This is a genomic window from Caulobacter sp. 1776 (assembly GCF_040545685.1).
Taxonomy (GTDB): Bacteria; Pseudomonadota; Alphaproteobacteria; order Caulobacterales; family Caulobacteraceae; genus Caulobacter.
The window spans coordinates 117,941-142,990 of the sequence record NZ_JBEPMI010000002.1 but is presented as its reverse complement, the minus strand read 5'-3'; the positions used below and the strand labels follow the sequence as shown (position 1 = coordinate 142,990).

The 25,050-nt window shown below is 68.2% G+C and carries 21 protein-coding genes; 12 read left to right on the top strand and 9 right to left on the bottom strand.

Translation table 11 applies throughout. The annotated features are described in order from the left end of the window. Positions 1-44: 44 nt before the first annotated feature. From flgH to flgF, 4 genes are read right to left on the bottom strand one after another with little or no spacing between them, the layout of a single operon-like run. Positions 45-779, bottom strand: a complete 735-nt coding sequence (gene flgH, locus ABIC66_RS06065; protein ID WP_354068574.1) for a flagellar basal body L-ring protein FlgH — start codon at positions 777-779, stop codon at positions 45-47. 14 nt (positions 780-793) lie between these two features. Beyond that, on the bottom strand, positions 794-1,570 hold the full coding sequence (flgA, locus tag ABIC66_RS06060) for a flagellar basal body P-ring formation chaperone FlgA (RefSeq protein ID WP_354068572.1): 777 nt from the start codon (positions 1,568-1,570) through the stop codon (positions 794-796). Positions 1,571-1,574: 4 nt separating this feature from the next. Continuing rightward, positions 1,575-2,363: a flagellar basal-body rod protein FlgG gene (gene flgG / locus ABIC66_RS06055; protein ID WP_354068570.1), complete on the bottom strand. Its 789-nt coding sequence runs from the start codon at positions 2,361-2,363 to the stop codon at positions 1,575-1,577. 12 nt (positions 2,364-2,375) lie between these two features. Continuing rightward, positions 2,376-3,113 carry a flagellar basal-body rod protein FlgF gene (gene flgF, locus ABIC66_RS06050; protein WP_354068568.1) on the bottom strand — a complete coding sequence of 246 codons (738 nt, stop codon included), beginning with the start codon at positions 3,111-3,113 and terminating at the stop codon, positions 2,376-2,378. 226 nt (positions 3,114-3,339) lie between these two features. Between flgF and fliL the strand changes: the two genes are divergently transcribed. The 9 genes from fliL (at position 3,340) to glk (ending at position 14,635) form a co-directional block, all read left to right on the top strand. Beyond that, positions 3,340-3,954, top strand: a complete 615-nt coding sequence (fliL, locus tag ABIC66_RS06045; protein ID WP_354068566.1) for a flagellar basal body-associated protein FliL — start codon at positions 3,340-3,342, stop codon at positions 3,952-3,954. A gap of 27 nt (positions 3,955-3,981) precedes the next feature. Continuing rightward, the gene (fliM, locus tag ABIC66_RS06040) at positions 3,982-5,124 is read left to right on the top strand and encodes a flagellar motor switch protein FliM (RefSeq protein ID WP_354068564.1); all 1,143 of its coding nucleotides are present in this window, start codon (positions 3,982-3,984) and stop codon (positions 5,122-5,124) included. Next, positions 5,121-5,705: a DUF6468 domain-containing protein gene (locus ABIC66_RS06035; RefSeq protein ID WP_354068562.1), complete on the top strand. Its 585-nt coding sequence runs from the start codon at positions 5,121-5,123 to the stop codon at positions 5,703-5,705. The genes fliM and ABIC66_RS06035 overlap by 4 nt, the downstream gene beginning before the upstream one ends. Beyond that, positions 5,702-6,541: a MotE family protein gene (locus ABIC66_RS06030; protein ID WP_354068560.1), complete on the top strand. Its 840-nt coding sequence runs from the start codon at positions 5,702-5,704 to the stop codon at positions 6,539-6,541. Before ABIC66_RS06035 ends, ABIC66_RS06030 begins: the two co-directional genes overlap by 4 nt. 9 nt (positions 6,542-6,550) lie before the next feature. Then, positions 6,551-9,424 carry a tetratricopeptide repeat protein gene (locus ABIC66_RS06025; protein ID WP_354068558.1) on the top strand — a complete coding sequence of 958 codons (2,874 nt, stop codon included), beginning with the start codon at positions 6,551-6,553 and terminating at the stop codon, positions 9,422-9,424. A 233-nt stretch (positions 9,425-9,657) separates the two neighbouring features. After that, entirely contained in the window at positions 9,658-11,121 is a 1,464-nt protein-coding gene (gene zwf, locus ABIC66_RS06020) for a glucose-6-phosphate dehydrogenase (RefSeq protein WP_354068556.1), read from the top strand. A 2-nt stretch (positions 11,122-11,123) separates the two neighbouring features. Beyond that, complete coding sequence (gene pgl, locus ABIC66_RS06015; RefSeq protein WP_354068554.1) at positions 11,124-11,810, top strand: 6-phosphogluconolactonase; 687 nt, start codon at positions 11,124-11,126, stop codon at positions 11,808-11,810. A 6-nt stretch (positions 11,811-11,816) separates the two neighbouring features. Further along, the gene (gene edd / locus ABIC66_RS06010) at positions 11,817-13,625 is read left to right on the top strand and encodes a phosphogluconate dehydratase (RefSeq protein WP_354068552.1); all 1,809 of its coding nucleotides are present in this window, start codon (positions 11,817-11,819) and stop codon (positions 13,623-13,625) included. 14 nt (positions 13,626-13,639) lie between these two features. Then, entirely contained in the window at positions 13,640-14,635 is a 996-nt protein-coding gene (gene glk / locus ABIC66_RS06005; protein ID WP_354068550.1) for a glucokinase, read from the top strand. Between the two features lie 22 nt (positions 14,636-14,657). Here glk and ABIC66_RS06000 read toward each other — a convergent pair whose 3' ends face one another. Continuing rightward, positions 14,658-15,455, bottom strand: coding sequence for a hypothetical protein (locus ABIC66_RS06000; protein WP_354068548.1), 798 nt, complete (start codon positions 15,453-15,455; stop codon positions 14,658-14,660). 179 nt (positions 15,456-15,634) lie between these two features. Between ABIC66_RS06000 and ABIC66_RS05995 the strand changes: the two genes are divergently transcribed. The 3 genes from ABIC66_RS05995 to pyk all read left to right on the top strand — a co-directional run bounded on the left by ABIC66_RS05995 (position 15,635) and on the right by pyk (position 20,887). After that, positions 15,635-16,654 (top strand): LacI family DNA-binding transcriptional regulator, encoded by a 1,020-nt coding sequence (locus ABIC66_RS05995; protein ID WP_354068546.1) that lies wholly within the window; start codon positions 15,635-15,637, stop codon positions 16,652-16,654. Between the two features lie 308 nt (positions 16,655-16,962). Then, positions 16,963-19,434 (top strand): glycoside hydrolase family 3 protein, encoded by a 2,472-nt coding sequence (locus tag ABIC66_RS05990; RefSeq protein ID WP_354068544.1) that lies wholly within the window; start codon positions 16,963-16,965, stop codon positions 19,432-19,434. Between the two features lie 22 nt (positions 19,435-19,456). Next, positions 19,457-20,887, top strand: a complete 1,431-nt coding sequence (gene pyk / locus ABIC66_RS05985; protein WP_354068542.1) for a pyruvate kinase — start codon at positions 19,457-19,459, stop codon at positions 20,885-20,887. Between the two features lie 64 nt (positions 20,888-20,951). Here pyk and ABIC66_RS05980 read toward each other — a convergent pair whose 3' ends face one another. The 4 genes from ABIC66_RS05980 to ABIC66_RS05965 form a co-directional block, all read right to left on the bottom strand. Beyond that, on the bottom strand, positions 20,952-21,671 hold the full coding sequence (locus ABIC66_RS05980; RefSeq protein WP_354068540.1) for a Crp/Fnr family transcriptional regulator: 720 nt from the start codon (positions 21,669-21,671) through the stop codon (positions 20,952-20,954). A gap of 286 nt (positions 21,672-21,957) precedes the next feature. Beyond that, complete coding sequence (locus ABIC66_RS05975) at positions 21,958-23,091, bottom strand: acyl-CoA dehydrogenase family protein (protein WP_354068538.1); 1,134 nt, start codon at positions 23,089-23,091, stop codon at positions 21,958-21,960. Then, complete coding sequence (locus ABIC66_RS05970; protein ID WP_354068536.1) at positions 23,091-23,702, bottom strand: 2-hydroxychromene-2-carboxylate isomerase; 612 nt, start codon at positions 23,700-23,702, stop codon at positions 23,091-23,093. Before ABIC66_RS05970 ends, ABIC66_RS05975 begins: the two co-directional genes overlap by 1 nt. 4 nt (positions 23,703-23,706) lie before the next feature. Then, positions 23,707-24,912: an acyl-CoA dehydrogenase family protein gene (locus ABIC66_RS05965; RefSeq protein ID WP_354068534.1), complete on the bottom strand. Its 1,206-nt coding sequence runs from the start codon at positions 24,910-24,912 to the stop codon at positions 23,707-23,709. Positions 24,913-25,050 lie beyond the last annotated feature (138 nt).

Below are 25,050 nucleotides of genomic sequence, written 5' to 3'. Positions count from 1 at the left end.
CTTGCGGCCGCCGCGCCCGACAATCTTGTCGTTGGAAGCTTCGCTTAGAAGGGCGAGAACTTCTCGACCAGCGATTGGCCGGCCGGGGTCTTCTGGACGCGGCTGATGTCGCCGCGGCCGCCGTAGCTGATGCGGGCTTCGGCGATCTGGGTGTGCTTGATGGTGTTGGCCGAGGAGATGTCCTCGGGACGCACGATGCCGGCCACGGTCAGTTGGCGCAGCTCGGCGTTGGTGCGGACTTCCTGGGTGCCCTGGATGACCATGTTGCCGTTCGGCAGGACCTGGCTGACCACCGCGGCGATCGTCAGGCTGATCTTTTCCGAGCGCTGGACGCTGCCCGCGCCGGCGTTGGTGGTGGCCGAGTTGGTGTTCAGGGCGTTGGCCGGATCGAAACCGCCCGGCAGAACCTTGCCCAGGCTCGATTCCAGGCCGAGCAGGTTCGGGATGCCGGCCTTCATGTTCGAGGTGCGCGAGCTGGCGGTCTGGTTCTTGGTGCTGGCGCTGTCGTCGATGTCGATCATCACGGTCAGGATGTCGCCGACGCGGCTGGCGCGCTGATCGTTGAAGAAGGCGCGGGCGCCGACCCGCCACAGCGAGTTGGCCGAGGCCGCCTGCGGGGCCGGCTCACGGGCCGAGACGTATTGCTGCTGCATCGGGGCTAGTTCGGCGGGATAGCCGACGGGCGCCAGCTGCGGGCCTTTCACGGCTTCCTTGACGGTGGAGCAGGCGGCCAGCGGCGCGAGCAGGAGGGCGGCGGCGATGAGAGCGGGGCGACGCATGGGGTGAAGACCTCTTAGCGAGCGGCGAAACGAACGGGTTGCGAACGGGCTTGCAAGCTCTGGGCCTGCGGACCGACGGCGGCGGCGCCAGGACCGGTCGCGACCGCCTGGATGATCTTCTTCGAGAGCGTGTTCTGGACGGCGAAGACGTCGCCCGTGGCGGCCGCCGCCATGGCCTTGCCTTGAAGCGAAAGGGAAATTCCGCCGTCGTCATAGGTGACGGTGATCAGGTCGCCGGACTTGATGACCTGGGCGGCGCCCACGTCGCGCATCGAGACTGCGGCGCCTTCACGCAGGGGACGCTTGGCGGCCAAGCCGACGATGGCGTCGGAATCGCGGGGGGCGTCGGCCGGGGCGCCGGCCATCTTCGTCCAGATGAGGTCCTGCGGCTGGACGATTTCGCCGACCGTGATGCTGCGGGCGTAGGCAAGAACTTCCACATTGCCGCGCGCGGCGGCCGCGCGCGCGCCATTGGCCGAGACGCCGCCGTTGTCGACGCCTTCGCGGACGATGATGCGGCGCACGCCGTTGCTGTTGGTCCAGTCGAAGCCGGCGCGGCGGGCCGAGACCTGCACCTGGCCGGCGTCGAGCACGGCGGTGGGGCCCATGCGGGCGGCGACCACCATGTCGGCGGCCGGGCCGGTGACGCCGTCGAACAGGTCGCCCAGCGTGATGCGGCCGTCGGCATCGGTGGTGTCCATGCGCAGGCTCACGGCGGTCCCGGCGAAGGCCGGGGCGGAGAGGGCGGCGATGACGATGGTGGCGGCGGCGGCGAGCAGGAAGGTTTTCATCAGCTTACGACCGCAGTTGCGAGGTGGTTTGCAGCATCTGATCGGCCGTCGTGATGACCTTCGAGTTCATCTCGTAGGCGCGCTGGGCAGTGATCAGGGCGGTGATTTCCGAGACGGCGTCGACGTTCGACGCTTCGGTGTAGTGCTGCAGCAGGACGCCGAAACCCGGCTCGCCGGGCGCGGCGAGGTTGGCCGCGCCCGAGGCCGCGGTTTCCAGATAGAGGTTGTCGCCGATGGCCTCGAGGCCGCCCTCGTTCATGAAGTTGGCCAGCTGCAGTTGGCCGATCGTTTGAGGCGCCGTCTGGCCGTCCAGCTTCACCTGCACCAGGCCGGTCTTGCTGATCGTGATGTCGGTCGAGTTCTGCGGGACCGTGATGCCGGGCTGGACGATATAGCCGTCCTCGGTGACCACCTGGCCCTGGTCGTTGGTCGAGAAGTTGCCGGCCCGGGTGTAGGCGGTCTCGCCCGAGGGCAGCAGCACCTGCAGGTAGCCCTTGCCCTGGATCGCGACATCCAGCGGATTGTCGGTCAGGGTCGGGGTGCCTTGCTCGGTGATGCGATAGACCGAGCCGGCCTTGACGCCGCCGCCGACCTGAACGCCAGTCGGAACGACGTTGCCGTCGCTCGACGACTGCGAGCCGGCTCGCTCGATCGTCTGGTACAGCAGGTCCTGGAACTCGGCCCGTTGGCGCTTGAAGCCAACGGTGTTCATGTTGGCGATGTTGTTCGAAATGACTTCGACGTTCAGCTGCTGAGCAGCCATACCCGAAGCGGCGGTGCGGAGAGCTTGCATCGGCTAGCGTCCTTAGTTGAGCTTGCCCAGACGCTCGACGGCGCTGCGCGAGAGTTCGGCGGTGTTGTCCATCATCTTGGCGACGCCCTCGTAGGCGCGCTGGACCTCGATCAGCTTGGTGATCTCGACGACGGGTTGGACATTCGAGGCTTCCAGCATGCCCTGGTGGATCTGAGCGTCCGTGACGGGCTGCAGGGTGGTGTTGGCGGTGTTGCGGTAGAGGTTGTCGCCATCCTTCGCGAGGCTGGCCATGTCATCCGGTCGCACCAGGCCGATCTTGCCGACCCGGACCGCGCCCTGGCTGACGATGCCGTCCTTGCCGATGGTGACCGGACCCAGCTTCGGGTCGATCGTGATCTGGCCGCCGCCCTCGTCCATCACCGGATTGCCGCCCTGGGTGACCAGAACGCCTTCCGGATTGGTGGTGAAGCGGCCGTCGCGGGTGTAGCGCTCGCCGCCGCCGGCCTGGATCTTGAAGAACGCCTTGCCCTCGATGGCGAGATCGTAGTCGCCGCCGGTCTTGGTCATCGCACCCTGACTGAAGTCGCGGGCCACGCCGGTGTCCATGACGAACTTCACGGGCGACGCGCCGTCCAGGGTCTTGGCCGGCTTGGCCTGCTCGGTGCGGACCATCAGGTCCTCGACCTTGAAGCCCGTGGTGTTGGCGTTGGCGATGTTGTTGGCCACGATGTCCAGCTCGCGGCGAAGCGTCATCTGGCGCGAAAGGCCGACGTAGAGCGCGTTGTCCATGGCGAGTTAACTCGGGCGGCTGGCGCGACAAATGCGCCGCATCCCCTGAAGCAACCTTCGTGCCAGAGCCAAATCGTTATATAAAACAACGAATAGGAAGGTTAACGCGGGGGTGTTGGTCGGAGTCTGCCGGGCAGATTCAGCCTGCGACCAAATGGCCTCCAAAACACATCGTTAACCATGCCCCGGGCATGAGTACGGGTATAGATTCCAAGGAACCGCGCGCGTGGCCAAGAAACCCGAAAAGGAAGCTCCCGCTCCCGAAGGCGAAGACGGCGCCGAGGGCGAAGCTCCCGCGAAGAAGAAGCCTCCGATCCTGATCATCGCGATCGCGGCGGGCGTCCTCGTGCTGGGCGGCGGCGGGGTCACCGCGTTCCTGCTGATGAAGCCGAAGCCCGAAGCGGCCGCCGGCGAACACGGCAAGGAAAAGAAGAAGGAAAAGAAGAAGGAAGAGGGCGGTCACGGCGAGAAGAAGGAAGGCGAGGGTGGCGCGGCCGCCGGCGGTCCGGCGCCCGTGATCAAGGAAGGCCCCGACGGCGTGGTCTTCTACACCCTGCCCGACATCGTCGTGAACATGCAGACGGCCGACGGCAAGTCGACCTTCCTGAAGCTGAAGCTGACCTTCGAGCTGCCCGACGAGGACACGGCCGAGGCGCTGACGCCGAATCTGCCCAGGTTGCAGGATATGTTCCAGACGTTCCTGCGCGAACTGCGTCCCGAAGATCTGAACGGCAGCCAGGGCACCTTCCAGCTGCGGGTCGAACTGCTGCGCCGAGTGAACCTTGTCGCCGCGCCGGCCAAGGTGAACGCGGTCCTCATCGAGGAGATGCTGATCAACTAGGTCTCCGGACCTGTTGGGCGAACGATCATGGCGGAAGAACTCGACGATCAGGCGGCGATGGCCCAGTGGGCCTCGCAAAATCCCCCCGGCGCCTTCGGTGAAGGCGACGCCGCCGCTGGCGGCAACGAATTCGGCGACTTCTCCGGCGGCATGGGCGGCTGGGACGACGGCGGCGGCGAGGGCGGCTCCGAGCGCATCCTGAACCAGGACGAGATCGACAGCCTGCTGGGCTTCGATCTGTCCGGCGACGGCGGCGAGGACCGCACGGGCATCCGCGCCATCATCAATTCGGCGCTGGTCTCGTACGAACGCCTGCCGATGCTGGAAATCGTCTTCGACCGCCTGGTGCGGTTGATGACGACGTCTTTGCGGAACTTCACGTCCGACAACGTCGAGGTCAGCCTCGACAACATCAGCTCGATCCGCTTCGGCGACTATCTGAACTCGATCCCGCTGCCGGCCATCCTGGCGGTGTTCCGGGCCGAGGAGCTGGACAATTACGGCCTGCTGACGGTCGACTCGAACCTGATCTACTCGATCGTCGACGTGCTGCTGGGCGGCCGTCGCGGCACGGCGGCGATGCGCATCGAAGGCCGGCCCTACACCACGATCGAGCGCGTCCTGGTGCAGCGGATGATCGAGGTCGTGCTGCACGACCTGAAAAGCGCCTTCGAGCCGCTGCATCCGGTCGGCTTCTCGCTGGACCGCCTGGAAACTAACCCGCGCTTCGCCGCCATCGCCCGGCCGGCCAACGCCGCCATCCTGGTCAAGCTGCGCATCGACATGGAAGACCGCGGCGGTCGCATCGAGCTCTTGCTGCCCTACGCCACGCTGGAACCCATCCGGAAGATGCTGCTGCAGCAGTTCATGGGTGAGAAGTTCGGCCGCGACAACATCTGGGAAGGCCACTTGGCCACCGAGCTGTGGACCACCCAGATGGAGGTCCGCGCCGTTCTCGATGAGCAGCAGGTGCCGCTGTCGCGGGTGCTGAACATGCAGATCGGCGACACCCTGATGCTGAACGCGACGCCCGATAGCCTGGTCGAGTTGCGCGCCGGGGCCATCCCGCTGACGCGCGGCCGCATGGGCCGCCGCAACCACTCGATCGCCGTGCGGGCCGAAGCGCCGCTGACGCCCGCCGCCAAGAAGGCGGTGCAGAAGCTGAAATGAGCCTCGTCGCCTTCGCCATGAACGGGTTCCTCGCGGTGCTGCTGATCGCGGCGCTGGTCTTTGGCTGGCGTCTCGAGCGCCGCCTGAAGGCCCTGCGCGACAGCCACGAGGGCTTCGCCAAGGCGGTGACGGAACTGGACCAGGCCGCGGCGCGCGCCGAACAGGGCCTCGCCGATCTGCGCGCGGCCACCGACGAGGCGGCCGAGACTCTGGCGGTGCGCATTGAGCGCGCCCAGGCCTTGGCGGCGCAACTAGACGAACGGGTCAATCGCCCGCTGGCGGCGCCCGCGCCCCGGGCCGCCGAACGTGTGGAGCGCGCCGAGCGCGAGGCCCCGCCGCTCGCCCGTCCGAGCCGCGATCCGCAGGCCGCGCCGCAGCCGGAGCGCCGCCTGAAAGCCGAGGATTTCGAGCGTCTGCTGGAGCGGGAAGACCGCATCCCACCAACCGCTCGCCCTACCCTGGGAGCGCCCAGCGCCTCCCGCGAACCGCCGCGCTCCCGGGCGCGGATCGACGATGACCTCTTCGACGGACCGACCGATGGCTCGCGTCCCGGAAGCAACCCCCGAGATCCCCGCCGATGAAGAACGTTCCGCGTATCCTGCCTCTGGTCGGCGTCGCCGTCGGCGGCGTGCTGGCGATCAACGCCTTGGCCGGCGCCAAGTCGCTGCCGGACCTGCTGGGCGGGGCTAAGGCCTTCGCCGAGGGCGTCGTCAAGCCGGAGGGCAAGGGCGGTCCCGCCAAGGGCGGCCAGGAAGCCGCCTCGGCCGAAGGCGCCGCCCAGCCGGCGGCCGCCAACGCCCCGCCGCCGCGCGTCTGCGCGCCATCGGCCGACGCCCTGGCCAAGGAAGCCGGCCTCTCGCCCGCCGAGCTGCGCGTGCTGCAGAGTCTGGGCGCCCGTCGCGGCCAGCTGGACCAGCGCGAGCAGGACATCGACGTCCAGCTGCAGCTGCTGGCCGCCGCCGAAGCCAAGCTCGACGCCAAGATGAAGGCCCTGACCGGCTTGAAAGGCGACATCCAGGGTCTGCTCGGCCAGGTCGACAGCCAGAAGCAGGCCGAGGTCGACCGCCTGGTCACCGTCTATGCCGGCATGAAGCCCAAGGACGCCGCCGCCCGCATGACCCTGCTGTCGGACGAGGTCCGCCTGCCGATCGCCGCCAAGATGAAGGAACGCACCCTGGCGATGATCCTGGCCAACATGTCGCCGGGCGACGCCAAGGTCCTGACCGAGCGCCTGGCCTCGCGTCTGACCAATCCCGCCGTGGAAAAGGGCAAGGCCGCGATCGCCGACAACGCCGCCCCCAGCGGCTCTGGCGCCGCCGCCCCCACGCAGCAGGCCGACGCCGGGCTGGCGGGCGCGGATCCCGCCACGCCGAAGGCCGCCAAGCGCGGCAAGGCTTCGCCCAAGAAGGTCGGTTAAGGGAGGCCCATGACCCTTCGCCAGCTCCTGCGCTCCAGCGTCGCCGCCGCGTGTATCGCGGGGACGCTGGCGCCGTCCACGTACGCCGCGCCGCCGCCCGTCGCGGCGCGCGGTTCGTTGGACGTGCGCGTGGCGCAGGCGGCGGACTTCTCGCGTATCGAGTTCCACTGGGCCGGCGGCGCGAAGATGGTCTCGCACCGCGAGGGCCAGACCCTGGTGATGCGGTTCAGCCGCGACGCCAATCCCGACCTGTCCAGCCTGAAGATCGCGCCGCCTCGCTGGGTGAAGGCGTCCGAAGCCCGCCACGTCAACGGCGTGCTGGAGATCGTCGTCACCCTGACCGATGACGCCGACGCGCGGTTGGGCAATGGCGACGGCGTCGACTTCGTCAACATTTTCGCCCGACCGGGCGCGCCGCCCGCCAGTCAGACCGCCGCGCCCGCGGCGCCCATCGGCCGTCCCAATCCGATGCCCGCCGGTGGGGTGGTCAAGGTCGAGTTCGAGCGCCAGGACCAGCAGGTCACGCTGGCTTTCAACTGGGCCGCTCCCGCCGGAGCCGCCGTCTTCCGGCGCGGCGAGGCGGTCTGGATCGTGTTCGACACGCCCGCGCGCTTGGATATCGGCAAGCTGCCGACCTCCAGCATGCGCTATTCGAAGATCCAAGCCTTCAAGGGCGCGGACTACAGCGCCCTGCGGATCGTCACCCAGGCCGGCACGCCCTACGTCGCCGAAGGGCAGGGCGGTCTGTGGAAGATCAGCCTGGGCCCAGGAAATCAGGAGACGCCGGACGTCATCAAGGTGGCGCGCGACGAGAGCGTCCACCCGGCCACCCTGTCGGCCACGGTCTCGGGCGTGACCAAGGCCGTGTGGGTCGACGACCCAGCCGTCGGCGACAAGATGGTCATCGCCCCGGCCCTGGCTCCGTCCAAGGGCCTGCCGTCGCGCCGTGAATATATCGAGATGGCGCTGCTGCAGTCCGTGCAGGGCCTGGCCGTCGAGACCTACGCCACCGACCTGCTGGTCCAGGCCGACGGCGACCTGCTGCGCATCGGCCGGCCCAAGGGTCTGGTCCTGTCGCCGATCTCTGCTTCGACGCCACCGGAAGAGGCCGCCGCCGGCGCGCCCCAGCCGATGTCGATGCCGGCCCTGATCGATCTGGACAACTGGCCCAAGACCGGCTCCGGCGGCTTCCTGACGCGCTACAACGCCCTGCAGGGCGCGATCCCCGCCGCGCCAGAGGGGGAGGGCAAGGACAGCGACACCGGCGCCCGCATGGCCCTGGCCCGCTTCCTGGTCGGCTCGCAGATGTCGTTCGAGGCCATTGGTGTCCTCAACGCGGCGGGCCGCAAGCACCAGACCCTGCTGGGCGACGCCGAGTTCCGCGGCCTGCGCGGCATGGCCAAGGTCATGGCCGGACGCCTGACCGAGGCCGACGCCGACTTCTCCTCGCCGGTCCTGGCCGACGATCCTTCGAGCGCGCTGTGGCGCGGCTATATCTCGGCCAAGCAAGGCCAATGGGCCGATGCGCGCAGCAAGTTCGTCGGCGGCGGCCGGGCGCTGGACCTGTTCCCGCCGCTCTGGCGCGCGCGCTTTCTGCATGCCGAGGCCCAGGCCGCCCTGGGCGTCGGCGACCTGACCGGCGCGATGCAGCTGATCACCAAAGCCCTGGCCCTGCCCCAGATCCCGATCGAGGATCAGCTGGACACTCGGCTGACCCAGGCCCGCATCTTCGAGGCCAAGGGCGAGAAGGTCCGCGCCCAGCGCATGTTCCAGGCCATCGCCAGGGCGCCGATCGACCGCATCGCGACGCCGGCCCTGCTGCACGCCACCGAGATCGGCTACGCCAAGGGCCAGATCAGCGCCGCCAAGGCCGCTGAGACTCTGAACCAGCTGCGCTACCGCTGGCGCGGCGACGGCGTCGAACTGGAAGTCATTCGGGCGCTGGGCAAGCTGTTCATCGACCAAGGCCGCTATCGCGAGGCCTTGGAAGTGCTGCGCTCGGCCGGCCGCCAGCTGCCGGACCGTCCCGAGGCGCTGGCGCTGCAAAACGATCTCTCGAACACCTTCCGTCAGCTGTTCCTGCAAGGCCTGGCCGACGGCATGCAGCCGATCCAGGCCGTGGGCCTGTTCTACGACTTCCAGGACCTGACCCCGATCGGCGCCGACGGCGACCAGATGGTCCGCAACCTGGTGCGCCGACTGGTCGACGTCGACCTGCTGGACGACGCCGCCAAGCTCTTGAAGTATCAGGTCGACAATCGCCTGAACGGCGTGCCCAAGGCCCAGGTCGCCACTGACCTGGCCTGGATCTATCTGATGAACAAGAAGCCCGAGGATGCGCTCACCGCGATCAACGACACGCGGACGACCATTCTCCCGCCGGCCCTGAACGTCGAGCGCCGCCTGGCCACGGCCCGCGCGCTGATGAGCCTGGGCCGTTACGACGACGCCCTCGAGCTGATCGAGAAGGACAACAGCCGCGACGGCCAGGAGATCCGCGCCGAGATCGCCTGGAAGCAGCACACCTGGCCGGCGGCCGGGGCGCTGTACGAGCGTTCGCTGGGGGATCGCTTCAAGACCCCGGGCGCGCTGGCCCCGAGCGACGAGGCCCGTCTGCTGCGCGCCGCCGTGGCCTACAGCCTGGCTGACGACGACGCCGCGCTGGGACGCCTTCGCCAGCGCTGGAGCGGGTTCATCGACACGGCGGGCAACCCGGACGGCTTGCGCGTGGCGCTGCAGGGCATGAACGTCGAATCGCTGTCGGCCTCGGACTTCAGTCGCGTCACCGCCGACAACGAGGCCTTCAACGGCTGGATCGGCCGGATGAAGGACAAGTTCCGGACCGGCCAGCCGGCCGGGTCTCCCGCGCGAGCAGGGAAATAGGGCAGGGAATTTCCGAGACCGTCGGAATCCTTCGCCCTTCGAGGCATGAGCATCCTCGAAGCGCTTTCAAGCGCCCGAAAAATACCCGCCGAAACCTGATTGGTCTTATGGCGGGCTCCAGACGTTTAGCCTAGTTAGGGCCCGCTGATCGTTCCACAAGGACCATCGGCTCGCGGGTGCTTGCCATTCTGACGCAGGCATGTCATGACAACGTTGTCATAGGGTGGACGACATTGGCTAAGAAGAACGACGACGGCGAAAACGGCCGCGAAGTGTTGGTGCTATTGGGCGGCGCGGGCGATCTGGCCCTGCGGATGCTTCTGCCTTCGCTCTACTTCCTGGAAGTCGATCGCCTGCTGCCGCACGACCTGCGGATCGTCGGCGTGGCTCGCGCGGACCATGACGCCGCCAGCTACAAGGCCCTGGTGCGCGAACAGCTGGCCAAGCGCGCCACGCTGGAGGAGGCGGCCTGGAACCGCCTGGCCGCGCGTCTCGACTACGTCGCCGTCGACATCACCAAGGAAGAGGACACCAAGCGCTTGGCCGACCGGATCGGCCCGCATGGCAGCCTGGTGATCTTCTTCTCGCTGTCGCCCAGCCTGTACGGCCCGGCCTGCGCGGCCCTGCAGGCGGCCGGCCTGACCGGCCCCGAGACGCGCCTGGTGCTGGAAAAGCCGATCGGCCGCGACCTGGAAAGCTCCAGGAAGACCAACGCCGCCGTCGGCGCGATCGTCGACGAGAGCCAGATCTTCCGGATCGACCACTATCTGGGCAAGGAGACGGTCCAAAACCTGACCGCCCTGCGCTTCGCCAACGTGCTGTTCGAGCCCCTGTGGGATCGCAACACGATCGACCACGTGCAGATCACCATCGCCGAGACCGAGAAGGTCGGCGACCGCTGGCCCTATTACGACGAGTACGGCGCGCTGCGGGACATGGTGCAGAACCACATGCTGCAGCTGCTCTGCCTGGTCGCCATGGAGGCGCCGTCGGGCTTCGACCCCGACGCCGTCCGCGACGAGAAGGTCAAGGTTCTCCGCAGCCTGCGTCCGTTCACGCGCGAGACCGTGGCCCACGACACCGTGCGTGGCCAGTACGTGGCCGGCGTGGTCGAGGGCGGCGCGCGCGCGGGCTATGTCGAGGAAGTCGGCAAGCCCACCAAGACCGAGACCTTCGTGGCCATGAAGGTGGCGATCGACAACTGGCGCTGGGACGGCGTGCCGTTCTTCCTGCGCACCGGCAAGAACCTGCCGGACCGCCGCACCCAGATCGTCGTCCAGTTCAAACCGCTGCCGCACAATATCTTCGGCATGGCGACCGACAACGACCTGTGCGCCAACCGGCTGGTCATCGACCTGCAGCCGGACGAGAACATCGTCCTGACTCTGATGAACAAGCGTCCGGGCCTGTCGGAAGAGGGCATGCGGCTGCAGTCGTTGCCGCTGTCGCTGTCGTTCGGCCAGAGCGGCGGCCGTCGCCGCATCGCCTACGAGAAGCTGTTCCTGGACGTCTTCCGCGGCGACCGCACCCTGTTCGTGCGGCGCGACGAGGTCGAGCAGGCCTGGAGGTTCATCGACGCCGTCTCGGCCGCCTGGGCGGACGCCGGCATCGAACCCGCGCCCTATGCGGCGGGCACCTGGGGACCGCAGTCGGCGCAAGGTCTGATCTCGCCCGGCGGCCGGTCCTGGAAGGCCTGACCATGCCCAAGCTGGAAGCCTTCGGCTCGCGCGAAGCCCTCTATGACGCGGCCGCCTCGATCCTGGTCGGGGCGCTGACCACGGCCGTGGCGACCCACGGCCGTGCGGGCTTCGCCGCGACCGGCGGCACGACGCCGGCCCCGGTCTATGACCGCCTGGCCACCCTGACCGCGCCCTGGGACAAGATCACGGTCACCCTGACCGACGAGCGCTTCGTCCCGCCGACCGATCCCAGCAGCAACGAGGGTTTGGTCCGTCGTCACCTGCTGACCGGGGAGGCGGCCAAGGCCCAGTTCGCGCCGCTGTTCTTCGAGGGCGTCAGCCACGAGGAGAGCGCGCTGAAGGCGGAGGAGGGCGTGAACGCCGCCGCGCCGTTCGGCGTCGTTTTGCTGGGCGTCGGTCCCGACGGCCACTTCGCCTCGCTGTTCCCGGGAAACCCGGTGCTGGCGCGGGGCCTGGACCTCTCGTCCGAGCGCTCGGTGCTGGCCGTGCCGCCCGGCGATCCGGCCCCGGACATCCAGCGCCTTAGCCTGACCCTCGCCGCCCTGACCCGCACCGATCTGATCGTGCTGCTGGTGACCGGCGTGGCCAAGAAAGCGTTGTTGGAAGGCGACGTCGATCCGGCCCTGCCGGTCGCCGCTATCCTGAAGCAGGACCGCGCCAAGGTCCGTATCCTCTGGGCGGAGTAGATCGCCATGAGCCTGAACCCGGTCATCGCCGAAGTCACCGCCCGCATCGTGGCGCGCAGCAAGGACAGCCGCGCGGCCTATCTCGCCAACATGCAGCACGCGATCGAGAGCCAGCCAGGCCGGGCCAAGCTGTCCTGCGCCAACTGGGCCCACGCCTTCGCCGCCTCGCCGGGCGTCGACAAGGTCCGGGCGCTGGATCCGAACGCGCCGAACATCGGCATCGTCTCGGCCTATAACGACATGCTGTCGGCCCACCAGCCGCTGGAAGAATATCCGGCGCTGATCAAGGCGGCCGCGCGCGAGGTCGGGGCCACCGCCCAGTTCGCTGGCGGCGTGCCGGCCATGTGCGATGGCGTCACCCAGGGCCGTCCGGGCATGGAGCTGTCGCTGTTCTCGCGCGACGTCATCGCCATGGCCACGGCCGTGGCCCTGACCCACGACGCCTTCGACTCCGCGCTCTATCTGGGGGTCTGCGACAAGATCGTGCCGGGCCTGGTCATCGGCGCCCTGACCTTCAGCCACCTGCCGGCCCTGTTCGTGCCGGCCGGCCCGATGACCTCGGGCCTGCCCAACAGTGAGAAGGCCCGCATCCGCGCCCTCTACGCCGAGGGCAAGGTCGGCCGCGCCGAACTGCTGGAGGCCGAGAGCGCCAGCTATCACGGCCCGGGCACCTGCACCTTCTACGGCACGGCCAACACCAACCAGATGCTGATGGAGCTGATGGGCTTCCATCTGCCCGGCTCGGCCTTCGTCCACCCCAACACGCCGCTGCGCGAAGCCCTGGTCAAGGAAGCCGCGCGCCGCGCCGCCGCCGTGACCAACAAGGGCAACGAGTTCATCCCGGTCGGCCGGATGATCGACGAGAAGTCGATCGTCAACGGCGTGGTCGGGCTGATGGCCACGGGCGGCTCGACCAACCTGGCCCTGCACATCGTCGCCATGGCTCACGCGGCCGGCGTCCAGCTGACGCTGGAGGACCTGGACGACATCTCCAAGGCCACGCCGCTCTTGGCCCGCGTCTATCCGAACGGCTCGGCCGATGTGAACCACTTCCAGGCCGCCGGCGGCATGGCGTTCGTGATCCGCGAGCTCTTGAAGGCGGGTCTGGTCCACGAGGACGTCCAGACGATCGCCGGTCCGGGCCTGTCGCTGTACGCCCAGGAGCCGCACCTCGAGGACGGCGTCCTGACCTGGCGCGAGGGGACTCAAGAGAGCCTAGACACCGCCATCGTCCGCCCGGTCTCCGACCCCTTCAGCAAGGAAGGCGGACTGCGCCTGCTGTCCGGCAACCTGGGCCGCGGCGTCATGAAGATCTCGGCCGTGAAACCGGAACACCACGTAATCGAAGCGCCCTGCGCCGTGTTCCAGGAGCAGGAAGACTTCATCGCCGCCTTCAAGCGCGGCGAGCTGGACCGCGACGTCGTCGTCGTCGTCCGTTTCCAGGGCCCGTCGGCCAACGGCATGCCCGAACTGCACAACCTGTCGCCGTCGATCTCGGTGCTGCTGGACCGCGGCTACAAGGTCGCCCTGGTCACCGACGGCCGCATGTCCGGCGCCTCGGGCAAGACCCCGGCCGCCATTCACGTGACGCCGGAAGCCGCCAAGGGCGGGCCTCTGGCCTATGTCCAGGACGGCGACGTGATCCGAGTCAACGCCGAGACCGGCGAATTGAAAATTCTGGTGGACGAGGCGGCGCTGCTGGCTCGCACGCCGGCGAACGTTCCGGCGAGCAAGCCGGGCTTTGGTAGGGAACTGTTCGGATGGATGCGGTCGGGGGTCGGCGCGGCCGACGCCGGCGCCTCCGTCTTCGCTTGAGGAAGCACTCGGTCATGGACGGCAATCACAGCGGGGGTCTCGGCCTCGTCGGCGACATCGGCGGCACCAACGCCCGCTTCGCCCTGGTCGAATTCGACGGTCAGGATCCGCGGCTGATCGAACCCACCACCTACAAGGGTGAGGACTACAGCACGGCCGAGGACGCCATAGCCCACTATCTGCAGAAGGTCGGGGTCAGGCATCCCGACCAGGCGGTGGTCGCCGTGGCGGGCCCGATCGAGCACGGCTCGGTCCACATGACCAACCTGGATTGGCGGATCTCGGAGGACAGCCTGCGTCGCGCGGGCGGCTTCCGCACCGCCAAGCTGATCAACGACTTCACGGCCCAGGCCCTGGCCGCGCCGCGGCTGACGCCGAAGGATCTGCGGCAGATCGGCGAGCTGCCGACCTCGGGCGAGGGGGATCTGGCCATCCTCGGCCCGGGCACCGGCTTCGGCGTCGCCGGCCTGGTGCGCCGTCACGGTCAGGAGATTCCGCTGGCCACCGAGGGCGGTCACGTCGCCTTCGCGCCGGTCGACGACATCGAGATCGAGGTGCTGCGCGCTCTGACCAAGCAGCTGGATGGCGGCCGCGTCTCGGTCGAGCGCATCCTGTCGGGCCCGGGTATGGAGGACCTGCACGTCGCCCTGGCCGCCGCCGAGGGCCGCAAGGTAGAACCTCTGCTGGCCAAACAGATCACCGAACGCGCGGTCGAAGGCTGCGCCGACAGCCTGGCCACCGTGAACCGCTTCTGCGCGGTGCTGGGTGCGACGGCCGGCGACATCGCCTTGACCCTGGGCGCGCGCGGCGGGGTATTCATCGCCGGCGGCATCGCGCCCCGGATCATCGACATCCTGGAAAAGAGCCCGTTCCGCGAACGCTTCGACGCCAAGGGGCGGCTGTCGGGCTTCACCCAGGCGATCCCGACCCACGTGATCCTGCACCCGCACACGGCGCTGATCGGCGCGGCCGTGGCGCTGACGCCGGAGGGCAGGGCGGCGGTCTCGTAAGAGACCGCCTGGGTTGGTGGACTTAGCGCTTCGCCTTGGCCGCCGCGGGTTTCGGCGTGGCGGCCTTCAATGCGGCGGCGCGCGTGGTCAGCAGCCGGTTACACTGTGTGGCGTCTAGATCAGTATCGGCGGCCATTTCGCGACCCTTCTGCTTCCAGAAATCGAGATATTCCCGCGCCTTGTCCCTGATCGCCGGTGGGAAGCGGTCAGGCGCGTAAAGGCCCGCGAGGTAGGCGTCGGCCTGGTCACGGTCCAGATGCCCGGCGCAAACCGCCACCGCCTGAACCATGTCCGCGCCCGCGCGCATGTACGGCGTCTGCCAGCTGGCGTAACCCGTAGGCATCAAAACGGCGTCGGTGGCGTTGCGCAGCAAGATGTCGTCGCTCAGGACGGAGTCGGAAAGGATACTGCGCCCCGCCGGATCGTGGGCCACTTCACGGCAGCCGGTGATGATCTTGCGGGCCTTCGCGCGGACATTCTGCGCCAGGCTGGCTTCGTCATCGTGGCTTCCGCCGGCCATTTCCTTGATGTCAATTTGGGCCAGGCGCATGGCGTCGTCCATGGCGCTCTTGACGTAGCCGTATGCCAAGTCCTCCGAAAGGCCAGCGCGCTGACCTAACGCTATGGCGTTGTTGGCATACCCCTCGACCCTGTCTTGGTGAACCTGAAAGCCAAAGTGCTCGCAGATCGTGGCGTGGCCCGCGTACCGGCCCAACTGGTTCAGCCGCGCGACGGTATCGGTCTCCACTTGAGCCGCGGCCGAATTCGCGCATATCCCCCCAAGCGCGGCCGCCATGGCCGCGATCTTCCAGTTCAACATACAAAGCCCCCGCAGACGTCGACGTGACGCACAACCATGGATAATGGCGTCGATTTTAGATTGTAAACCCCCGCCACTTTGACGTTTTGGACGATCCGGCGCTTGGGGCTCGCCATGACAACCCTGTCATGGCTTAGTATCGGCCGTAACCGACCGAATCAGGGCGGCGAGGGACGGAATTGAGCGCCAAGATCACGATCCACGACGTCGCCCGCGAGAGCGGGGTCTCGATCAAGACCGTTTCGCGGGTCCTCAACCGTGAGCCCAACGTCAAGGCCGACACCCGTGATCGGGTGCAGGCGACGGTGGCGGCGCTGAACTATCGGCCCAACATCTCGGCTCGCAGCCTGGCGGGCTCGAAGGCCTATCTGATCGGCGTCTTCTTCGACAACCCCAGCCCCGGCTACGTCACCGACGTGCAGCTGGGCGCGATCGCTCGGTGCCGGCAGGAGGGCTATCACCTGATCGTCGAGCCGATCGACTCGACCGGCGATGTCGAGGCGCAGGTCGCGCCGATGCTGGCGACGCTGCGCATGGACGGCGTGATCCTGACCCCGCCGCTCAGCGACCATCCGGTGGTGCTGGCCGCGCTGGAGCGGGAGGGCGTGGCCTATGTCCGCATCGCGCCGGGCGGCGAGATCGATCGCGCGCCGTGGGTCAGCATGGACGACCGCCTGGCCGCCTACGAGATGACCAAGCATCTGATCGGGCTGGGCCACAAGGATATCGGCTTCATCATCGGTCACCCGGACCACGGCGCCTCGGCTCGCCGCCATCAGGGCTTCATCGACGCGATGCGCGACGCGGGCCTGCCTATTCGCGACGACCGCGTCGAGCAGGGCTGGTTCTCGTTCCGCTCGGGTTTCGAGGCCGCCGAGAAGCTGCTGGGCGGCGCGGACCGTCCGACCGCGATCTTCGCCTCGAACGACGACATGGCCCTAGGGGTCATGGCCGTGGCCAACCGGATGCGCCTGGACCTGCCGGCCCAGCTGTCCGTCGCCGGTTTCGACGACACGCCGGGGGCCAAGATCACCTGGCCCCAGCTGACCACAGTGCGTCAGCCGATCGCCGCCATGGCCGGCGCGGCCGCCGACATGCTGATGCGCGGCGTCGAGCAGGAGGAGGGGGCCCCGCCGCCGTCGCGCCTGCTGGATTTCGAGCTGGTGGTGCGGGAATCCACCGGACCAGCGGCGGTTTAGGTCGTTTCAGGGGCGTCGCTGACATGGTAGCGCAATCATATTGTACTTGACAGCGCTGTCCAATCGACGTGAGATCACTCTGATCAAGACGGTCGCCCACGGAAAGGCGGCGTCAGGAGGAAACGCCAAATGACCTCGTCTGGCCAGTCCAGCGCCCGTCGCGCCCTGTGCGCACGATCACTCCCCTCCAAGCGGACCTGACCGCTTTTCTTTCGCTCGGCGCGGTCACCCCGCAAGCGCCGCGCCGGGCGTCTTTTCTAGACATTTCGCAGGGTCCGTCGGGGGGCGGACCTATGCTGGGAAGCATCATGTCCGTATCCGGTCGTCTCGTCCGCGTCTCCGCCGTGGCTCTCATCCTGGCCGGCGGTCTGGCGGGGACGTCCCTGGCCCAGGCCTCGTCGGCCGCGGTCGCGCACCCTGACGTCTGGCCCAAGGCCGCCAGTCCCGCGGCGATCACCGACGCCAAGACCGAGGCTTTCATCACCCGGCTGATGGGCCAGATGACGGTGGAGGAGAAGGTCGCCCAGACTATCCAGGCCGACGGCGCGTCGATAACGCCGGAAGAGCTGAAGCGCTATCGCCTGGGTTCGGTGCTGGTCGGCGGCAACAGCGCGCCCGACGGCAACGACCGGGCCACGCCCCAGCGCTGGGTCGAATGGATCCGCGCCTTCCGCGCCGCGGCGCTTTCGAGCCGTGGCGGTCACCAGGAAATTCCGATCATCTTCGGCGTCGACGCCGTGCACGGGCACAACAACGTCGTCGGCTCCACGATCTTCCCGCACAATATTGGCCTGGGCGCGGCCCGCGATCCCGACCTGATCCGGCGCATCGGCGCGGCGACGGCCGAGGAGATGGCCGCCTCGGGCGCCGACTGGACCTTTGGCCCCACGGTGGCCGTGCCGCGCGACGAGCGCTGGGGCCGGGCCTACGAGGGCTACGCCGAGGATCCGGAGGTGGTGAAGACCTATTCCGGCCCGATGACCCTGGGGCTGCAGGGCGCGCTGGTCGCCGGCAAGCCACTGACGCCCGGCCACGTGGCCGGCTCGGCCAAGCACTTCCTGGCCGACGGCGGCACCGAGAGCGGCAAGGATCAAGGCGACGCCAAGATCTCCGAGGCCGAGCTCGTGCGTCTGCACGCGGCCGGCTATCCGCCGGCCATCGACGCCGGCATCCTGTCGGTGATGGTCTCGTTCTCCAGCTGGAACGGGGTCAAGCACACCGGCAACAAGAGCCTGCTGACCGACGTGCTGAAGGGACGGCTGGGCTTCCAGGGTTTCGTCGTCGGCGACTGGAACGCCCACGGCCAGGTCGAGGGCTGCACCAACACCAACTGCGCCCAGGCCTACAACGCCGGCATGGACATGATGATGGCCCCCGACAGCTGGAAGGGCCTCTACGACAACACTCTGGCCCAGGTGAAGGCCGGCCAGATCCCGATGGCGCGGATCGACGACGCCGTGCGCCGCATCCTGCGGGTCAAGGTCAAGGCGGGTCTGTTCGAGGACAAGCGTCCACTGGAAGGCAAGTACGAGCTGCTGGGCGCCCCCGCGCACCGCGCCGTGGCCCGCGAGGCGGTCCGCAAGTCGCTGGTCCTGCTGAAGAACGAGGGCGTGCTGCCGCTGAAGAGCTCGGCCCACGTGCTGGTGGCCGGCGATGGGGCGGACGACATCGGCAAGGCGGCCGGCGGCTGGACCCTGACCTGGCAAGGGACCGGCAACAAGAACAGCGACTTCCCGCACGGCCAGTCGATCTATGCCGGCGTCGCCGAGGCGGTGAAGGCGGGCGGCGGCAGCGCCGAACTGTCGGTGTCCGGCGACTTCAAGCAAAAGCCGGATGTCGCGATCGTGGTGTTCGGCGAGAACCCCTATGCCGAGTTCCAGGGCGACATCGCCACGGCCGAATATCAGCCGGGCGACAAGACCGACCTGGCGCTGTTGAAAAAGCTGAAGGCCGCCGGCATCCCGGTGGTGTCGGTGTTCCTGAGTGGCCGCCCGCTGTGGACCAACCCAGAGATCAACGCCTCGGACGCCTTCGTCGCGGCCTGGCTGCCGGGCTCGGAAGGCGGCGGGGTCGCGGACGTGCTGATCGGCGACAAGGCCGGCAAGCCGCGCCACGACTTCCAGGGCAAGCTCTCGTTCAGTTGGCCGAAGCGCGCCGACCAGGAGCCGATCAATGTCGGCGACAAGAACTACGACCCGCTGTTCGCCTACGGCTACGGCTTGAGCTACGCCAAGCCGGGCAAGGTCGGAGCGCTGTCCGAGGATCCGGGGACGGCGTCGGCGGCGGTCAATGTCGATCGCTACTTCGTCGCTGGGCGCGCGCCCGCGCCGTGGACGATGAACGCCGCCGGGGCCGTCTCGGTGAAGACGGTCGACGCCGGCGCCCAGGAAAACGCGCGCCAGGCGACATGGAGCGGGGAAGGCTCCGGCGCGTTGAACATCATGGGCCAGCCCGTCGACCTGTCTCGCCAGACCACCGGCGACATGGCCGTGATGATCCGCTACCGCGTCGACGCCTCCCCGGAGAAACCCGTTTCCCTTGGGATAGGCTGTGGCGAATCCTGCGGGGCGGCTGTAGACGTGACGTCAGCGTTGTCAGGTGCGAAAATCGGCGAATGGCGTACGGCCAAGATCAAACTTTCCTGTTTCATGGCCAAGGGGGCGGACATGACGCATGTTTCCTCCCCATTCGCGCTGTCCACCACCGGGCGGCTGACGTTGTCGTTCACGGAAATTCGGCTGGCGTCCAACGAGGGCGACGCCTTCTGTCCGCCAAGCTGATCCAACAAGAAGGAGCGACGGCATGATCCGCGCCCGTCGCTCCCGCATCGTCGCCACGATCGGTCCCGCCTCCAGTTCACGCGACATGATCGTCACCCTGGCCAAGGCCGGGGCCGACGTGTTCCGCCTGAACTTCAGCCACGGAGCGCACGAGACCCACGCGGCGGTCTACGCGGCGATCCGCGAGGCCGAGGCGATCGTCGATCGCCCGCTGGGCATCCTGGCCGACCTGCAGGGCCCCAAGCTGCGCGTCGGCAAGTTCGCCAACGGCCCGGTCGTTCTGAAGGCCGGCCAGGCGTTCCGCTTCGATAGCGACCCGGCCCCGGGCGACGAGACGCGGGTGCATCTGCCGCATCCCGAGATCCTGACGGCCATGCGGCCCGGCGCGACCCTGTTGCTGGACGACGGCAAGCTGCGCATGACGGTGACCGAGGCTGGTCCCGGCTACGCCAACACCACGGTCGTCAATGGCGGCAAGCTGTCCGAGCGCAAGGGCGTGGCGGTGCCCGACGTGGTCATCCCGATGTCGCCGCTGACGGCCAAGGATCGCGAGGACCTGGCCTTCGCCCTGCGCCTGGGCGTCGACTGGATCGCCCTGTCGTTCGTGCAGGCCCCGGAAGACATGGCCGAACTGCGCCGCATCGTCGAAGGCCGCGCCGCCGTGCTGGCCAAGATCGAGAAGCCCCAGGCCCTGAAGGTGCTGGGTCCAATCCTCGACCTCTGCGATGGCGTCATGGTGGCGCGCGGCGACCTGGGCGTCGAAATGGCGCCCGAGGAGGTGCCGGTGGCCCAGAAGGTCATCTTGCGGGCGGCGCGCGAGCGGGGCATCCCGGTGATCGTCGCCACCCAGATGCTGGAATCGATGATCAGCTCGCCCACGCCGACCCGGGCCGAGGCCTCGGACGTGGCCAACGCCGTCTACGAGGGCGCGGACGCGGTGATGCTGTCGGCGGAATCGGCGGCCGGCGAATATCCGGAAGAGTCGGTCTCGATGATGAACCGCATCATCGAGCGGGTCGAACGCGACCCCCGTTGGCCCGAACTGATGCAGGCCGAGCAGCGGCACGACGACGACGACGCCGACGTGCTGGTGGTCGCCGCCGCCGGCGCGGCCAAGGCTGGTTCGACCAAGTGCCTGGTGGCCTTCACCACCACCGGAGCGACCGCGCGCCGCCTGGCCCGCGAACGGCCGCTGCAGCCGGTGCTGGCCTTGTCGCCGGACATCAACGCCGTGCGCCGCATGGCCCTATGCTGGGGCGTCGAGCCCCGCGTCAGCGCCCAGCCCGACAGCCTGGAGGTTGTCACCACCGACGCCTCGAGCAAGGCCCTGGAACTGGGTCTGGTCGCGCCGGGCGAGCGCCTGCTGGTCGTGGCCGGGACACCGTTCGGCGCGCCGGGCGCGGCCAATCTGCTGCGCCTGGCCCATGCGCCCGCGCCGGCTCGCCGGCGCTAGTCAAGAAAGAGAGCCGCCGGCTCGCCGGCGCTAGTCAAGAAAGAGAGCCGCCGGCTCGCCGGCGCTAGTCGGCGAACGAGGCCGGCAGCAGTCGCTCGTAGCCGCGGCGCACTGCGCCGTAGCACTCGCAGGCCATCGCTTCGAGGCCGCCGCGGTCCAGGATGTCGACCACGCCGCGGCGGTAGCGGATCAGGCCCTTGGCTTGCATCGAGCCGGCCACGGCCGTCACGGTGGTTCGCTGGACGCCCAGCATGTCGGCCAGGAATTCCTGCGTCAGGCTGACCGTATTACTGTCGATGCGGTCGTGACACGAGAGCAGCCAGCGGCAGAAGCGGGCCTCGACCGCGTGCAGGGCGTTGCAGGCGACCGACTGGATCGCATGGCCGAACAGCGCCTCGTTATGGCGGTCGGTCAGGTCTCGCAGGGCCGGACTGCGGTTCCAAGCGTCATGCAGCGGACCCGAGGCGATGCGGAGCGCCGAGCCGGGGGCCTGGACGATGGCGCGGCTTAGCGACTGACGGGGGGCGACGGCGGCCATGAGGCCCAGGGCCCCCTCGCGGCCGATGGTGGCCGACTCGATCGCCGCGCCGTTCTCCATCAAGGTCAGTAGCGAGATCAGGCAATCATTCGGAAAATACACGTGATCGATCAGGTCGCCTGGATCGTAGAGCAGGCGGCCTTTCTCGAGTTCGACCGTGGTCAGATGAGGCGTGAGCAGGGCCCTGTCTTCGGACGGCATCGCGGAAAGCAGGCGGTTCTTCAAGGTCGCTAACGGCCCAGTCATGCGGAATCGAACGCCGTCTTACGGCAAGGGTTGCAAGATATAGGTGGGCCACGAAAGGCGCGCCGTCGCTTAGCCGACACAATCCAGTCAAGAGCGCCGCAAAAATAGTAGAGTCGAAGAAACTCGCTGTTTTAGGTCATCATTTGATACGCCATCGGTTTGTCGGCTTCCCGACATAACTACTCATTGAGAGCGTGGCGCAACTTAGGGTGAGCTGACGTTGATAAGAAAAAGGCCGCCGAAGATCGGCGGCCTTTCGAAATATTTGACTAGCGCCTGACGACGATCAGAAGCCCATCAGGCGGGCGTAGCGGTCGCGATGGAAGCTGGCGCCGCCGAACAGGGCCTCGGTGACGCGGGCGCGTTTCATGTAGAGGCCGGCGTCGTGGGCGTCGGTCATGCCGATGCCGCCATGCATCTGCACCATCTCGTTGGAGGCGAGATGCACGAGTTCGCTGGCTTTGGCCTTGGCGAGAGAGGCGAGGGCGCGGGTGTCCCCGCCCGCATCGACGGCTTCCAGGGCGGCCTCGACGCATGAGCGCGTGGTCTCCAGATCGGTGAACCACTTGGCGGCGCGGTGCTGCAGCGCCTGGAACGTGCCGATCACCTGACCGAACTGGGTGCGGGTCTTCAGATAGTCCAGCGTGATGTCGAAGGCGGCGCTGGCGCTGCCGAGCATTTCAGCGGCGAGACCTGCATAGGCGCGGTCCAGGGTCGGCTCCAGCACCGCCCAACCCTTGTCGACCTGGCCCAGCACGGAGGCCATGCCGACCTCGACACCGTCGAAGGCGATGCGCGCCGCGCCGCGCGAGTCGACCAGCGCCAGGTGCGTGCGGGTCACGCCGGGCGCGTCGCCCGGAACCAGAAACAGGGTCAGGCCATCGGTGTCGCCGGGCTTGCCGCCGGTGCGCGCGGCGACGATCAGCAGGTCGGCGGCCTCGCCGTCCAGCACGAAGGTCTTGGTTCCATTCAGGACATAGCCGCTGGCGCCCCTGGTCGCGGTCAGCGCCGTGCGCGCCGGCGCGTGGTGCGAGCCTTCGTCGATCGCCAAGGTGGCGACGGCCTCGCCGGTGGCGATCCTGGGCAGCCAGGCTTGCTTCTGGTCGTCCGACCCGCCCAACTGCAGGGCCGAGGCGGCGATCATGGCGGTGGAGAGCAGGGGCGAGGCGGCCAGGGTCCGGCCGGTCTCTTCGAGGATCAGACCCAGGCCCAGATAGCCGAAGGCCGAGCCGTCATAGGCTTCGGGCACGACCACGCCGGCCCAGCCCATGGCGCCCATCTCGGCCCAGGCGGCGGGATCGAAGCTCTGTCCGGTCTTACCGTCGCGCAGCTTGCGCAGGGCGCCAACGGGCGCGCTTTGGCTGGTCCAGCCCTTGGCGGCGTCACGCAGCATGGTCTGTTCTTCGGTCAGGACGGCCATCAGGCGTGCTCCCTGGATTGATGACGGACGGCCCAGTCGAGGGCCTGTTCCAGACGGTCGTTGCCCCAGAAGAGCTCTCCGTCGGCGGTGAGGAAGCTGGGCGCGCCGAACAGGCCGCGCTCCTTGGCCATGCGGACATGATCCTTCAGCCTGGCCTTGATCGGATCGGACTGGGCGGCGGCCAGGACGTGCTCGGGACCGGCGCCCACCGCCGCGATCAGCGGCGCGAGCACCTCGGGACTGCCGATGTCCTGGTCGTCGACGAAATTGGCCTGGTAGACCGCGCGGCTGAACGCCGGAGTCCAGCCATCCTCCAGCCCGACGATCGCCACGCGGGCGGCCAGCAGGCTGTTGCGCGGGAACTGGCTGGGATGACGAAGCGGCAGGCCCGAGTCCGCACAGACCCGCTCCAGGTCGCGCCACATATAGTCGCCTTTCACGGGGAAGGCGTTGAAAGGACTGTCGTTCAGCCCTTGCTGCTCATGGAACAGCGGTCCCAGCAGGAAGGGCCGCCAAGCCACCGCCACGCCCCGATCGGCGGCCAGCCGCTCGATGCGCATGGCCGCCGGATAGGAATAGGTCGAGGCGAACTCGTACCAGAACTCGATCATCGGACTATTGGTGATCCAGGAGGCCGAGAACGCGCTTGGCGACGACGTTGAGGTTCACCTCGCTGGTGCCGCCCTCGATCGAATTGCCCTTGGCGCGCAGCATGGCGCGCGGGGCGGCCAGCTCCTCGGCGCTGAAGCCTTCGCCCTCCCAGCCGAGACCCTGGAGGCCGAGCGCCTCGACCAGGAGTTCAGTGCGTTCCTGGTTCATCTTGGCGGCCGCGTACTTGATGATTGATACGGCGGCGCTGGGGCCCGAGCCCTGCTTGGATTCCGCCTCGGCCCGGCGCACGGTCAGCATGAAGGCGTGGGCGTCCATCGAATGGGCCGCCAGGCGGGCGCGGAAGTCGCCGTCGGCGATCCGCCCTTCGCTGTCGACGCCGATCTCCTTCTTGGCCGCCTCGACGGGGCTCAGTCCGCCACCGCCGCCGAAGCCCGAGGCGCTGATGTTCTGGCGCTCATACTGAAGCAGGCGCTTGGCGATGTCCCAGCCGCCGTTCAGCTTGCCGACCAGCTGGTCCTTGGGGACCTTCACATTGTCGAAGAAGGTCTCGCAGAATGGCGAGGAGCCGCTGATCAGCTTGATCGGCCGGGCCTCGACGCCGGGCGAGGTCATGTCGAACAGCACGAACGAGATGCCCTCGTGCTTCTTCGAGGTATCGGTGCGCACCAAGCAGAAGATCCAGTCGGCCTGGTCGGCGTAGCTGGTCCAGACCTTCTGGCCGTTGATCAGGTAGTGGTCGCCCTTGTCTTCGCACTTGGTCTGCAGGGCGGCGAGGTCCGAGCCCGCGCCGGGTTCGCTATAGCCCTGGCACCAGCGGATCTCGCCCTTCACGATCTGGGGCAGGAAGCGCTGCTTCTGCGCCTCGGTGGCGTATTCCAGCAGCACCGGGCCCAGCATCCAGATGCCGAAGCTCATCAGGGCGGGGCGCGCCTTGAGCCGGCGAAGCTCCTGCTCCAACACCTTGTTCTGCGCCTTGGAGAGACCGCCGCCGCCGTATTCCTGGGGCCACATCGGCGCGGTCCAGCCCTTGGCGGCCATGCGGTCCAGCCAGAGCTTGGCGTCGGAATTCTTCCAAACCATCTTGCGGCCGCCCCAAGGGGCCTCGTCCTCGCCCATCGGGGCGCTTAGGGACGCGGGATAGTTGGCCTCCAGCCAGGCGCGGGTCTCGGCGCGGAAGGCGTCGAGTTCGGTTCCGCCGAAGTCGGCCATCGTCTCATCTCCCTAGGTGGCCAGTCCCAGAAGGACGGCATTTTCCGACACACTACGCCACGCGGCGGCGGCGGCAAGTCGATTCAAACGGTCGTTCGCATCTTGGCCCGCGACCGGTCCGGGGTTTGCGCTGTATAG